General features: G+C 28.8%; 13 protein-coding genes. 2 read left to right on the top strand and 11 right to left on the bottom strand.

Going from position 1 to position 14,016, the window contains the following annotated elements:
* Window positions 1–33: 33 nt before the first annotated feature.
* The 4 genes from E5347_RS14725 to E5347_RS14740 form a co-directional block, all read right to left on the bottom strand.
* Complete coding sequence (locus tag E5347_RS14725) at window positions 34–621, bottom strand: hypothetical protein (protein WP_136007989.1); 588 nt, start codon at window positions 619–621, stop codon at window positions 34–36.
* 49 nt (window positions 622–670) lie between these two features.
* Window positions 671–1,756 (bottom strand): peptide chain release factor 1, encoded by a 1,086-nt coding sequence (gene prfA, locus E5347_RS14730; RefSeq protein ID WP_136007990.1) that lies wholly within the window; start codon window positions 1,754–1,756, stop codon window positions 671–673.
* A 63-nt stretch (window positions 1,757–1,819) separates the two neighbouring features.
* On the bottom strand, window positions 1,820–3,580 hold the full coding sequence (gene prmC, locus E5347_RS14735; protein ID WP_136007991.1) for a peptide chain release factor N(5)-glutamine methyltransferase: 1,761 nt from the start codon (window positions 3,578–3,580) through the stop codon (window positions 1,820–1,822).
* A 17-nt stretch (window positions 3,581–3,597) separates the two neighbouring features.
* A complete protein-coding gene (locus E5347_RS14740) occupies window positions 3,598–4,185 on the bottom strand; it encodes a thymidine kinase (protein WP_136007992.1) in 588 nt (195 codons plus the stop codon).
* A gap of 282 nt (window positions 4,186–4,467) precedes the next feature.
* Here E5347_RS14740 and rpmE point away from each other — a divergent pair, with 282 nt between their 5' ends.
* Complete coding sequence (gene rpmE, locus E5347_RS14745) at window positions 4,468–4,674, top strand: 50S ribosomal protein L31 (protein ID WP_066676590.1); 207 nt, start codon at window positions 4,468–4,470, stop codon at window positions 4,672–4,674.
* A gap of 398 nt (window positions 4,675–5,072) precedes the next feature.
* Window positions 5,073–6,176: an MGDG synthase family glycosyltransferase gene (locus tag E5347_RS14750; RefSeq protein ID WP_136007993.1), complete on the top strand. Its 1,104-nt coding sequence runs from the start codon at window positions 5,073–5,075 to the stop codon at window positions 6,174–6,176.
* A 224-nt stretch (window positions 6,177–6,400) separates the two neighbouring features.
* Here E5347_RS14750 and rho read toward each other — a convergent pair whose 3' ends face one another.
* The 7 genes from rho to ispE all read right to left on the bottom strand — a co-directional run bounded on the left by rho (window position 6,401) and on the right by ispE (window position 13,986).
* The gene (gene rho, locus E5347_RS14755) at window positions 6,401–7,801 is read right to left on the bottom strand and encodes a transcription termination factor Rho (RefSeq protein WP_136007994.1); all 1,401 of its coding nucleotides are present in this window, start codon (window positions 7,799–7,801) and stop codon (window positions 6,401–6,403) included.
* A 328-nt stretch (window positions 7,802–8,129) separates the two neighbouring features.
* Window positions 8,130–9,215, bottom strand: coding sequence for a BMP family lipoprotein (locus E5347_RS14760; RefSeq protein ID WP_136007995.1), 1,086 nt, complete (start codon window positions 9,213–9,215; stop codon window positions 8,130–8,132).
* Window positions 9,216–9,569: 354 nt separating this feature from the next.
* Complete coding sequence (locus tag E5347_RS14765) at window positions 9,570–11,177, bottom strand: CTP synthase (RefSeq protein WP_207670498.1); 1,608 nt, start codon at window positions 11,175–11,177, stop codon at window positions 9,570–9,572.
* A 173-nt stretch (window positions 11,178–11,350) separates the two neighbouring features.
* The gene (locus tag E5347_RS14770) at window positions 11,351–11,653 is read right to left on the bottom strand and encodes a hypothetical protein (protein WP_136007997.1); all 303 of its coding nucleotides are present in this window, start codon (window positions 11,651–11,653) and stop codon (window positions 11,351–11,353) included.
* 210 nt (window positions 11,654–11,863) lie between these two features.
* A complete protein-coding gene (locus tag E5347_RS14775; RefSeq protein WP_136007998.1) occupies window positions 11,864–12,280 on the bottom strand; it encodes a DUF1934 domain-containing protein in 417 nt (138 codons plus the stop codon).
* Between the two features lie 110 nt (window positions 12,281–12,390).
* Window positions 12,391–13,086, bottom strand: a complete 696-nt coding sequence (gene spoIIR / locus E5347_RS14780) for a stage II sporulation protein R (RefSeq protein ID WP_136007999.1) — start codon at window positions 13,084–13,086, stop codon at window positions 12,391–12,393.
* Between the two features lie 57 nt (window positions 13,087–13,143).
* Window positions 13,144–13,986, bottom strand: coding sequence for a 4-(cytidine 5'-diphospho)-2-C-methyl-D-erythritol kinase (gene ispE, locus E5347_RS14785; protein WP_136008000.1), 843 nt, complete (start codon window positions 13,984–13,986; stop codon window positions 13,144–13,146).
* Window positions 13,987–14,016 lie beyond the last annotated feature (30 nt).

Here is a 14,016-nt window from a genome sequence, read left to right on the forward strand (position 1 = left end):
GCACCGCTACGCGCCTGGATTACTTCTTATAAATTATAATTCTATTTGTTCTCTAGCTATTTTTATATTTTCAATGGCTGAGGAAGTATATGAAGCTTTTACGCAATTACTAAATATAGTATTAAGTAATGTATATTTTTTTAAAGCTCCTCTTCTTATAACCTGAAAATAATAATTTTCTTCAGGATTAATTTTTTTTACTTTTATGTACTCTTCTGCAGCCTCAGGGTATCTTCTTAAAAAGCTCTTATTTATAGGCTTTAAATATTTATTCCTAAATTTCATAGTAGCTATTAGTATTATATCCATATCTTCTTTTTCTTTATCTGTATGCACTACCATTACTTTATCACAAATAATAACTGATTCCCTAAAAAATAGGCCACTTTTAAATTTTAATTTATTATTACTACATTCAAATTTTAATCTATGATAATTCAACTTATTTATGCAAGCTAGTATTATAAGTACCTCTAATAAGCCTAAATATCCCCATAAGAATATAGAATCTATTTGCGCTAAAAAGGCTATTAAAGGAAGAAGTATAAAAAGTGAAATCATCAAAGCATAAAATTGTTTTATTCTTCTACTTTCCTTTTTTAAAGCTTTTAATATCTTCATTCCCACACCTACTTTAAAAGCCTCACATTAAAAATGTAAGGCTTTTTTATTAAATAGCATCAGTATTACCCATTTGCTTCATCTTTTCAGCTTGATCTGCTGTAATTAATGCATTAATTACCTCTTCAATATCTCCATTTAAGAAAGATTCTAATCTATAAAGAGTTAAGCCTATTCTATGCTCAGTTACTCTTCCTTGAGGGTAATTGTAAGTTCTAATTCTTTCACTTCTGTCTCCAGAACCAACTTGGCTCTTTCTATCTTCAGCTATACCAGCACTTCTTTCTGCTTCTGCTGCTTCATATAATCTAGATCTTAAAACTTTCATAGCTTTTTCTTTATTTTTAAGCTGTGACTTTTCATCTTGACATTGAACAACAACTCCAGTTGGTAAATGCGTTATTCTTACTGCAGAGTCAGTAGTATTAACACATTGTCCTCCATTACCAGAAGCTCTATAAACATCTATTCTTAAGTCTTTTTCATGAATTTCAATTTCTACATCATCTACTTCTGGAAGTACAGCAACTGTTGCTGTTGATGTATGAATTCTACCACTTGATTCAGTGTCTGGAACTCTTTGTACTCTATGAACTCCACTTTCATACTTTAGCTTAGAATAAGCTCCATGACCTTTGATCATAAATACAACTTCTTTAAATCCACCGATGTCTGTTTCATTAGCACTCATAAGCTCTACAGACCATCTTTGAGTTTCAGCATATCTAGTGTACATTCTAAATAAATTTGCTGCAAACAATGCTGCTTCATCACCACCAGCACCACCTCTGATTTCAACAAAAACGTTCTTTTCATCATTAGGGTCCTTAGGTAATAATAAAATTTGTATATGATTTTCTAATTCTTGTTCTCTAGCTGTTAACATTGATATTTCTTCAGAAAGCATTTCTCTCATTTCTTTATCGCTTTCTTCTGATAACATCTCCTTATTTGCTTCTAAATCATCTATAACACTTCTATATTCTTTATAGGCAGTAACTATAATCTCTAAATCAGCATGTTCCTTACATAGCTTTCTCCATTCAGCTTGATTAGCCATAATTGAAGGATCTGATATTTTCACTGATAGCTCATCATATTTATTTTCTATAAAAGCCAGTTTATCTAATAACATAAATATCACTCCGTACTTTATTTTTTTACATCTCCATATTATATCATAAGAAGTAGAAATTTATCAACAATTAAAGTAACCTAGTAAAACTCTGTCTAAACCTGCTAAGTCTTTAACTAATCTTATATTGGAAAAACCTTCTTCCTCCATAAGTTTTTTCACTGACTCACCTTGATCATGACCTATCTCAAAGGCCAATAATCCATTATCCTTTAATGCAAGTTTACTTTCTTTAATTATTTTTCTATAAAATACAAGTCCATCTTCACCACCATCTAATGCTATATGAGGCTCATACACCTTAACATCATCCATTAAATTATCAATTTCTGAAGCCTTAATATATGGAGGATTTGATACAATTATATCGTATTTCTTCTCTTGCTTTATTACTTCCCTTAAAAGATTACTTTTGATAAATTTAACTCTATTTTCCAAAGCATGTTTAAGTATATTACTTTTAGTTACTTTCTCTGGTATATCATAATTATCTATTTCATCTACCTTTATATTTTTTCTTAAAATAGCTAATGATATTCCAATAGCTCCACTTCCCGAACAAAGATCACATACATCTAAAGAATCTTCTTCATTAATTATAGACAATACTTCTTCAACTAATACTTCTGTATCACCTCTAGGAATAAGTACGCCTTCTTCTACATCTAAATCTATGCCCATAAACTCAGTTTCCCCTAATATATATTTAATAGGCATTTTCTTGCTTCTTTTTTCAATTAAATTTAAATATTCTTTTTCGTCCTTAACTGAAACTTCTTTATCTCTATTAGTTATTAAATATATCTTATCTTTAGCTAATACCATTCCTAATAAAAGTTGAGCATCTAATATATAGGTATCTACATCATTATCTTTAAGAACCTTCGAACCATTTTCTAAAAGCTCTCCAATATTCTTATTTTTATCTTTTATACCTTCAGCCTTTTTAAGAGCTTCAATTGCTACTTCAAGCTGAGAATCGTCTGGTTCCTTAGTTGTTAACTCTTGTAATTTAAGCCCTGGATAAGCAATAATCCTAGACATAAAATTTTCGCTCCTTCCAAGCCATCTAATTAATTCATAAGTTATTCCTGATACTATAGGTATAAGCACAATCCTTAAAACTAATCTTTCGAAAAATCCACCCCACCCAGTAAAACTGAAGATTAAAATACTAACAGACATTATTAAGAATAAGAAGTTAGTTCCACATCTTGGATGAAATCTTTCAAATTTTCTTACATTTTCCACTGTCAATTCTTCTTCTGCTTCATAACAAAAAATAGTTTTATGCTCTGCTCCATGATATTGGAAAACTCTATAGATATCCTCCATCTTGCTTATAACATACATATATCCAAGTAAAATCATAATTCTAATAACAGCTTCAATTAAATTTAAAGCTATTGGATTTAAATTTAAAATACTAAATATTGATGCAATCCCTGTTGGAACAGCAATAAATAAGCCTATGGCTATTATAAATGACATTACCATAGTCCCAGCCATTATTAAGTTATTTGCTTTATCACCAAACTTATCTTTAAGCCATTTTTCAAATTTACTTTCTTCTTCCTCTTCTTCAAAGAATGAAGCTGAATAGTTTAATGTATCAACTCCAGTAATTAAAGAATCAATAAGCACAAATATCCCCCTAATAAAAGGAATATTTAAAATTTTATATTTTTTAGTTATAGGAACTATTTTCTTTATATCAACTTCTATTTTTCCATTTGACTTCCTTATAGCAGTAGCTTGCCCCTTGCTGCCTCTCATCATTACTCCCTCGATGACAGCCTGACCTCCCACATCACACCTTTTCATTCTATCACTCTTTCTATTTACAAATTATTTTTATATGTAAAATAACAATGTCCACATAAAGATTCATATTCAACATCATCTACATTATCAATTGCTACCTGTTCACCTTCAAAGACAAATTTGTTATTTATTTTTCTTCCATTTAATATAGCTTTTCTTCCACATTTACATATTGTTTTCATTTCTTCAATACTATGAGCTAATAATAGAAGTCTATTACTACCTTCAAAACCTTGCATCTTAAAGTCTGTTCTTAGTCCATAACATATAACTGGCACATTTTGAACTACTGCAAGTTCAAAAAGTTCGTCAATTTGATTACCTTTTAAAAATTGAACTTCATCAACAAGAATACAGTCTACATGTCCATTTTCAGATTTATATAAATTAAATTCTTCTAATACACTATCATTTTCTTTAATAACTAAATCCACTTTTCTTTCAACACCTAATCTAGAAACTAATTTATCTCCACCTTTAGTATCTGTATAAGGCTTAAGTAATATTACATTCATTCCACGTTCTTCATAATTATATGCTACCTGCATTAAATGCGTTGATTTTCCTGAATTCATTGCACCATATCTAAAATATAATTTGCTCATGTTCATGTCTCCTTTTTCATTAGATATATTAAGATTATAGCATTATTATTTTCAAAATGCGAAGCATTTTAAAATGAAAAAATGAAGGAAATGAAAGGATGAAAAAATGAAGGAAGAGGTTTTGCAATGCAAAACCTCTTTTGTTTTAAAAATTCCATTATAAAAAACTTCTGTGCAATTTAATACAACAGTTCTATATTTTTATTATGTATCACCTTGACTACAAATATGGCCTATGATATACTTTAGTGGTTATTTTAGTATTCGAAAGAGGTGAAAAATATGAGAGAAGGCATACATCCAAAATACAACAATGAAGCTGTAGTTAAGTGTGCATGTGGAAATACTTTTACAACTGGTTCAGTTAAAGATGAACTAAAAGTGGAAATATGCTCTAAATGCCACCCATTCTTCACTGGTAAACAAAAAATCGTTGATGTTGGCGGTAGAGTTGACAAGTTCAATAAGAGATTCAACCTTAATAAGTAAGAAATTCTGGGAAAGACAATGTCTTTCCCATTTTTTCTTTATGAATAAAATTCTTTTAAAAGTTAATATATAAATATAACATTTTATTTAAATCTTAATTTTATCTAAGTTTTTTCAAATTTTACTTCTATTTAACCTATTTGTATTATAATATAAGTATGGATTTTTAATAATATAGGTTGTAATAAAATTCCTTTATTTAATTAAGCTATATTTCCTATGTCTAATTCGTTAATTAAGGAATTACATACTCAACTTATATAAGAATTAAAATATAGATGCTTTCAATTAATGTAATTTATTATAAGATTATTTTTTACTTATAATTTTATAATACTTAAAATATAGATTACTAATTGAAACATAGATTAAGTTATTTAGAAAAGCGAGTGTATTTTATGAAGAAGATTTTAATATTAACAACATCAACTGGAGAAGGTCATAATCAAGCTGCAAAATCAATCTCTACTTCTTTTGTAAAATCAGGATATGAAGTAGTAACCCATGATTTTTTAAAAAATAATAGTAAAATATTAACTAAGCTATTTATTAATGGATATGAGATTTCTGCTTCCTTTTTTCCAAAAACTTATGGATTAGGTTACAAGTTGACTGATACAAGCTTTACAAATAAGTTGTTATCAATGGTTTTTCTTTTTACAAGAAAAAAGCTTTCAAAGTTAATACAATCTGAAAATCCAGATATAATATTATTAACCCATCCTTTTGCTGTTAATATTATGGGGTCTTTAAAAAAGCAAGGATTAAACATTCCTGTTATATCTATAGTAACTGATTTTAAAGCACATGCTACTTATCTAGATAATAATATTGATGCTTTTATTACTGCAAGTGAAAATACATGTAATGATATGGCTTTAAGAGGTATAGACAAAAACAAGCTATTTGCTTTTGGTATTCCTGTAAAAGATGAATTCTTAGAAGATAAAAAAGATATAAAAGTTATAAAATCAGATGATTATTTTAATATATTACTAATGAGTGGTAGTATGGGGTTAAAAAATATCTCTTATGTTTTAAAAGAACTGCTTACAAACCCAAACAAATTAAGAATAACAGTAGTTTGTGGAAAAAACGAACGACTTAAAGCAGATTTATTACAAGAATATAATCATCCAATTAAAAATAAAAAACTTCATATTTTAGGTTTCTCAAAAGATGTGGATTCTCTAATGGAGTATTCTGACTTAATAATCAGTAAACCTGGTGGACTTACTGTTACTGAAGCTATATCAAAACATCTTCCAATTTTAATTCCATTTGCCATTCCTGGACAAGAAACTCAAAATGTCGAATTTTTAACTTCTAATGGATATGGGATATATGTAGATAACCTTTTAGAAATAAATTTAATTATTAATGATTTGATTTCAAATAGAGATAAACTTAAAACCATGGAAAAAAATTTATATAACTTATCATCAAAGTATTCAAAAGATAAAATTGTAGATATAGCTAATAAATTAATTTCTAACAGGTAGGAATTGATTGAAATGCATAGATAATAAAAAAGTATGAAATTTTATATTTCTTAAACTCAATCTTAGAGTTGTAAATATAATATTCCATACTTTTATTTTTTATTGAGACTGTTGCACAAACGCCCCATTTAAACTTTAAAACGAATACTAATTGATATAATTCTTTAGGAATTTCCAAAATTATTATCTTTTCATTTTACATTGTGCGATAGCACTTTATTGTTCTATCTTTTTTCTATTTCACTTTTACTAAATGCACTAACGAATTCTTTATTGTTTTTAGTTCTAGATAACATGTTAATTAACTTTTCAGTTACATTTTCAACATTTCCATCCCTATACATAACTCTTCTTATTGAATAAGCTACTTCTTTTTCTTCCTCAGATAAAATTAAATCTTCTTTTCTTGTTCCAGACTTATAAATATCTATAGCTGGGAAGATTCTTCTCTCTTGAAGCTTTCTATCTAAGTGAACTTCCATATTTCCAGTTCCCTTAAATTCTTCAAATATCATATCATCCATTCTAGAACCTGTATCTACTAAAGCTGTAGCTAATATAGTTAAACTACCACCTTCTTCAACATTTCTTGCTGCTCCAAAGAATTTTTTAGGCATTATTAGTGCACCTGGATCTAACCCCCCTGATAATGTTCTACCTGTAGGAGTTATAGTAAGATTGTAAGCTCTAGAAAGTCTTGTTAAGCTATCTAATAAAATCACTACATCCTTACCTTGCTCTACCATTCTCTTAGCTCTTTCAAGTACCATTTGAGAAACTTTAGCATGGTTTTGAGGTTCTTCATCAAAGGTTGAGTAAATTACATCTCCATTAATAGACCTCTTCATATCTGTAACTTCCTCTGGTCTTTCATCTATTAATAAAACTATTAACTTAACGTCAGGATAGTTTCTAGAAATATTTTGAGCTACTTTTTTAAGTAAAGTAGTTTTTCCAGCTTTAGGAGGTGCTACAATTATCCCTCTTTGTCCTTTCCCTATAGGACAAATTATATCCATTAATCTTGAAGATAAATCCTTCTCATTGCTGGTTTCTAAATGTAATCTTTCTTCTGGGTAAATAGGAGTTAAACTTTCAAAAGATTTTCTTCCTACAGCCTTTTCAGGATGTTCTCCATTTACCTTTTCTACATAAAGTAAAGCTTTAAACTTTTCACCTTCTTTAGACTCTCTAACCTTCCCCTGTACTTCATCCCCTGTTTTCAGATTAAATCTCCTAATTTGAGATGGAGAAACATATATATCATTCTCACCAGTCTGATAGTTATTACATCTTAAAAATCCAAAACTATTATTTTCTAATATTTCTAATACACCTTTTGCAGAATCAGATTCATTTATCATTACTTTTAATTTTTCTTTTTTTTCTTCTTTTTCTTCTTCACTAACTTCCTTTTCTGTAGTTACAGATTCTGAAGTTCTAGCCTTAGGAGTTATCTTCTCTTTTAAAATCACTCCATTTTTTTCAATACTCTTTGGGGAGTTATTAATAATTTCATCTATAAGCTCACCTTTTTTTAGCTTGCTAATATTTTTTATATTTAGATCTTTAGCAATTTCTTTAAGCTCTACTAAAGTCTTTTTCTCGTAATTTTCTTTGTTCAAAATTACACCTCCATATTTTATTCATAAGTTATATTCTGGGATAATTTAAGATAAGTTAAAGATATGGATATAACATTCTTATATGTACCTATATTATGAATTAATTTTATCTATTTATCAAGATAATTTATTTATATTATCTCCATGTTTATGTACTTTAATCAAAATCTAGAGGTCTCTCCCTTTAAAATAATGCTTATTATCATAAAAAACTCTTACAAAGTTTTCTCGCCCCTCAATAGTTTAAATAAATTACTTCCGTAAATTTAAATAGTTACTTTTTTGCAGTAAAAAAAGGCTCCCAACGGGTAGCCTCTTTCTTTATATACTATTTAATTAAATCACCTTGTACATCAGAAACAACGATCTTACCATCTTTAATTTGAGATAATATATCATCTACTTTATCAGTAGTTTCTTTAGAAAGGTTAGGGTTTTCAGCTGGAATTCCAATACCACCTGTCTTAGCATCAAATGTTAATGTTTGTCCACCTGGGAATTTACCATCTAATTCATCTTTTATGATATCAAATGTAGCTTCATCAATCTTCTTAACAGCTGAAGTTAAGATTATTGATTTACCATTTTCCATCATTCCGTCTTCATATTGGTCAACGTCAACACCAATTATCCAAACATCTTCACCTTTAGTACCTCTAGTCTTAGCTTCATTTATAGCTCCAACACCAACTCCACCAGCTGCAGTAAATATAGCTTTAACTCCATTGTCATACATAGTTGCTGCTAATTGTTGTCCAGCTGCAACATTATCAAAAGTACCTTGATACTGTACATTTTCAGCTTTTAAACTCATGTTAGTTCCTAAATTTTCATTAGCATACTTAACACCTTGTTGGAATCCCCAGTTAAACTTTTGAACTGCTGGAATTTCCATACCACCTATAAAACCTAATTCACCTGTTTTTAATTCAAGAGATGTAGCAACTCCTGCTAGGAATCCAGCTTCATGCTCAGCAAAGAATACAGCAACAGTATTATCTCCAACTTTAGCTACTCTTTCATCACCCTCTTTACCATTATTAGGTGATCCATCTATAATTACAAATTTAGCATCTGTATATTTATCTTGCGCTTGGAAAAGAGCTGTTTCAAACTTAAATCCTGGAGTAACTATAAACTTATAATCAGTATCGTAAAGGTTTCCTATTTCCTTCATATAGTCAGCTTCTGTAGTACCAGTTGGCTTTATATAGTTATTCTCAATTTTTAGCTCTTCCTTAGCCTTTTCAATTCCTTCCCAAGTTCCTTGGTTAAAGGACTTATCATCTATAGTACCTGCATCAGTTACCATACCTACCTTTAATTGTTCAGCAGTTCCGCCTTTATCTCCACAGCCTACTAATCCAGTAACCATAAGAGCTGAAAGTGTTAGTGCTATTAACTTTTTTTTCATATTATCCCTCCATTAATTGTGTATGTAATATACATTTTATCTAAACTCTTGTTATCAAGAATTTCGAACAATATTAAATCTTAATCTTCCTCTTATGTGCATTAAAAAGTAGTAACTGTTGTAAAACTGCTCAATTAAAAATTTACAATGTGCAACAGCACTTCTTAACATCCTATGTTAAAATAACCATAATTTTATAATATAGCCTTAATTTAATTATATACCCTTAGCCTTACATTAGACTAGGCTTTAATTATATTTTCTGCAAATTTAAAATTTTGTAAAATTTATCCGTAAATCTTTGAACAAATATTAATTTTTTACCATTTTATTTGAATTTTACTTAACGAATCCTTAACATAGCTTTAACGATGCTTTAATAAACCCTATAAATAGTGGATGAGGATTATTCGGTCTAGACTTTAATTCCGGATGGAATTGAACAGCCACATACCATGGATGATCCTTTATCTCAACTATTTCAACTAATTTACCATCTGGGCTTGTACCAGTTATACTCATTCCAGCTTCAATTAAAGCCTCTTTATATTCATTATTAAACTCATATCTATGTCTATGTCTTTCACTTATAACCTCTTCTTTATAACAACTATAAGACATACTTTCCTTTTCTAATACACAAGGATATGCCCCCAGTCTCATAGTTCCACCTAAATCATCTAACCCTACTTGCTCATTCATTAAGTCAATTACAGGATACTTAGTTTCACTGTTAATCTCTGAACTATTTGCTCCTTGTAAATTTAAAACATTTCTAGAAAATTCAATTACTGAACATTGCATTCCTAAGCATATTCCTAAGAAAGGTATTTTGTTAATTCTCGCATATCTTATAGCCTCAAGCTTACCTTCTATACCTCTATCACCGAAACCACCTGGAACTAATATACCATGGCAATTTTCAAATATCTTATCTCCATTTTCTCTAGTAACATCCTCTGCATTTATCCACTTAACATTTACTTTAGAATCATTAGCTAAACCACCATGCTTTAAAGCTTCTACTACTGATATATATGCATCATGTAACTCAACATATTTCCCAACTAGAGCAATATTAACTTCTTTTTTTAAAGATTTAAGATTGTCCACCATTTGTATCCACTGAACATTATCTATACTTCTTTCTTTAATTCCTAACTTATCACAAACTAAAGAATCTAATCCTTCTTTATTAAGCATAAGTGGAACTTCATAAAGTTCACTTGCATCTAAATTTTGAATTACACAGTTGCTTTCTATATTACAGAACAATCCTATTTTAGTCTTTATAGAATCTGATAATTCTTTTTCAGATCTACATACTATTATATCTGGTTGAATACCTATACTTCTTAGTTCCTTTACTGAATGTTGAGTAGGCTTAGTCTTTAACTCTCCTGCCTTCCCTAAGAACGGAACTAAAGTTACATGTATAAAACATGTAGAGTCTTCTCCTGCTTCATACTTTATTTGTCTTATAGCTTCTAAGAATGGTTGAGATTCAATATCCCCAACTGTTCCCCCTATTTCAGTTATAACTACATCTACCTCTTGCTCTTCTGCTACACTATACACCTTTTCTTTTATAGCATTAGTAATATGAGGTATTACTTGTACAGTTCCACCTAAGTACTCTCCTCTTCTTTCCTTAGATATTACAGACCAATATATCTTACCAGTTGTAATATTATTATCCCTACTTAAACTTTCATCAATGAATCTTTCATAATGTCCTAAATCAAGATCCGTTTCAGCTCCATCTTCAGTAACAAAAACTTCTCCATGTTGGTATGGACTCATAGTCCCAGGATCTACATTTAAATAAGGATCAAATTTCTGTATAGAAACCTTTAATCCCCTATTCTTCAATAATCTTCCTAAAGATGCTGCAGTTATTCCCTTTCCTAAAGATGATACTACCCCACCTGTTACAAAAACATATTTAGTTTTCAAAATAATCCCTCCAAAAAAATAAAATTTATTTATTTTCTTGACATTAAAATTACCTTTTGATACAATATTAATTACCTCACTAATTATACTGCCCTTATAATGTCTAAAAATAATATCAATAATCGTATCATATTCAAAACAAAAAATCCAGAGTTTTTTTGTTTTATTTTCGTTTATTTTTATATTATCTTATTTAACCCTTCTTGTATTTCTAAATACATTTCCCTAAACCTCTTATTTACTAAAAACTTTTCCTGCGCCTTACCTATATTATATTTCATACTTTTATCACTTATTATCTCTAATAGATCTTTTACATTTTCTCCATTAAGGCAATTATATCTTTCAAGAAGTAATAATAGTAAATACTTATTTTCTTTTTTCTTTAGTTTGTTATTTATTTCCTTCACTTCTACACCTAGATAGACAGCTAAAATATTTATTATTATTGATACTTTATCCAAACCCTCTACATTTTTCACATTTATCACTCCTTTAAACTTTCTATATTCTTCCCATAACAAATCTATAATATTCAAATTATAAAATTTTATATTTGTTACTAAACATAATATATGCATAATTAGAAACTTATAAAATTTTTATATAATTTTATAACATAATCCTCTAGTAATATCCTTACTAATTTAAATAAAAAAATCTTAGTAACTTCATTACTAAGATTTCAAAATTTAATTTGTTCTTACATTAACTGATAATTTAGTTGTTATTGGTGGCTGTCCAGCTAACTCCATTAAATACTTAGCAGTAACAACTCCTCCATTTTCATTTATATCTACATTTAAATCCTCTGTATGTATCTGTAAGTCAAGCGCTCCATATGGAGTATTATATAGAGATATTGATGTCTCACCTTTTTTAAAATCCATCTTAGCGCTAACATTTCCTTCTCTTTCAAGAAGTAAAGAATCATCTATAACCGTCAGAGTTGTTGTCGTTCCACCCATACCTGAAAGCTCAGTTTCTTCATAAATCGCTTTAAATCCATCATCAGTTACAATGAATTCTCCAGGAGTTACTACTTCTATTACATCATCAGCATCTAAATCGTTATAGCTTTTCAAAGATATAATTGCACTCTTCTTCATATTACTCTCTTGGGACTATCGCACAAAATTGATAATTATGCGAAAGCACCATCTCCCTTCATCATTTTATATATCATATAGTTTAATTATAATATAGAAATTAATCAAGGTTATTTTTTAAATAAAAAGTCAAATATTTTAAATTTAAAAATTATTTTTTTATTTTCATTTTCCCCTTTAATTTCCTTATCTTTTTCTTCCTTAATATTTTTCTCTTTAATATTTTCATTTGGAGAATCCTCTTCCCCATCTTCTATTTGCTTCTTTATCTCACTAGAGTCAACGACTTCTTTAGTACCATCCACAAAACATAAAGGAGGAAACATAACACACCACCAATTTGCACCTTTACCATCACCTATTATAATTCTATAGGCTTCATATTCACCTTGGGGGAAAATAACATCTCCATATACTTTATCCGGGAAGTTCTCTCTAGATAAGTCACTAACCACACCATATGAGTAGTTATTCTCTTCTATAACTTCTCTAGCTATACCTTCCATTTTTTCTTTATTACTTAAAATCATTTCTCTAGACTCTTCTAAAGATGCACTTTTATCCAGCTTTCCTGATATAAATTCTACAACTCTATCTCTTACTTTTAACTTTAGATCTTGATCCTCATCACTATCACTATTTGCTATTACGTGAAATCTTATTATCTTATCTACAATATCTTCATATATCAATTCTTCATTTTCATTATTATTAAAACTTACATCTTGTCCATCTTTTAAGTTGGTACAACCATTGAAAAAAATCATTAAAATTATACTTAAAATTATTAATATCTTATTCTTCATAATAAAACCTCCTTACAACTTAATTGTTGCCAAAATATGGAGGTTTATTCATATTAATTAAATTGTTCTTGTAATAAATACATCATTATATTTATTTTTCATTTTTTCAAAACATTTTTGTGCTTTAAGCATATCATCAAAGAAGGCAAATACAGTAGGACCACTTCCACTCATCATGGACCCAACAGCTCCAAAACCTTTCATTTCTTCTTTAATATTAATAAGTACCTTATGTTTCTTTAAAGTTACATTTTCTAATAAGTTTTTCATATTATTACATACTAGCTTTAAATCATCATCTTTAATAGCATTTATTAAAAGCTCCGTATTTGGATGGCTTCTTACCTTACTTAAGTTAAACTCTTGATAAACGCCTTTAGTAGAAACCCCAAAAGGTGGCTTAACTAAAACTAAAATTTTGTCTTTAAAACTAGGTAACTCAGTAACATCTTCACCTATTCCCTTACATAAGGCTGTACCACCTTTTATGCAATAAGGAACATCTGCACCTAATCTCAAACCTAATTTCATAAGCTCTTCTTCAGAAGCATCAACATTAAATATTTTATTTAATAACTTTAAAACAGCAGCTCCATCTGTACTTCCTCCAGCTAGCCCAGCACAAACAGGTATATTTTTCTTTATATTTATTTCAATACCAGAATTAATATTGTATTCTTCCATAAATAATTTTGCAGCTTTATAAGCTAAATTTCTTTCATCAGTAGGAACATATTGCTTATTGCATTTAATAGTAATATTTGATTTTGTCTTTTCTATTTTAATTTCATCATATAAATCTATTGATTGCATTATCATTTCTAACAAATGATATCCATCTTCTCTCTTTCCAACTACATCTAAAGATATGTTAACCTTAGCATATGCTTTAATCTTCATAATTAAATTCCTTTCAAAAAACTTTCAAAA

Source organism: Clostridium sartagoforme (assembly GCF_004794105.1).
GTDB lineage: Bacteria > Bacillota > Clostridia > Clostridiales > Clostridiaceae > Clostridium > Clostridium sartagoforme_B.

Coding starts and splice junctions, on each gene's coding strand:
- E5347_RS14725 (WP_136007989.1), bottom strand. CDS start 621: ATGAAGATATTAAAAGCTTTAAAAAAGGAAAGTAGAAGAATAAAACAA.
- prfA (WP_136007990.1), bottom strand. CDS start 1,756: ATGTTATTAGATAAACTGGCTTTTATAGAAAATAAATATGATGAGCTA.
- prmC (WP_136007991.1), bottom strand. CDS start 3,580: ATGAAAAGGTGTGATGTGGGAGGTCAGGCTGTCATCGAGGGAGTAATG.
- E5347_RS14740 (WP_136007992.1), bottom strand. CDS start 4,185: ATGAGCAAATTATATTTTAGATATGGTGCAATGAATTCAGGAAAATCA.
- rpmE (WP_066676590.1), top strand. CDS start 4,468: ATGAGAGAAGGCATACATCCAAAATACAACAATGAAGCTGTAGTTAAG.
- E5347_RS14750 (WP_136007993.1), top strand. CDS start 5,073: ATGAAGAAGATTTTAATATTAACAACATCAACTGGAGAAGGTCATAAT.
- E5347_RS14760 (WP_136007995.1), bottom strand. CDS start 9,215: ATGAAAAAAAAGTTAATAGCACTAACACTTTCAGCTCTTATGGTTACT.
- E5347_RS14775 (WP_136007998.1), bottom strand. CDS start 12,280: ATGAAGAAGAGTGCAATTATATCTTTGAAAAGCTATAACGATTTAGAT.
- spoIIR (WP_136007999.1), bottom strand. CDS start 13,086: ATGAAGAATAAGATATTAATAATTTTAAGTATAATTTTAATGATTTTT.
- ispE (WP_136008000.1), bottom strand. CDS start 13,986: ATGAAGATTAAAGCATATGCTAAGGTTAACATATCTTTAGATGTAGTT.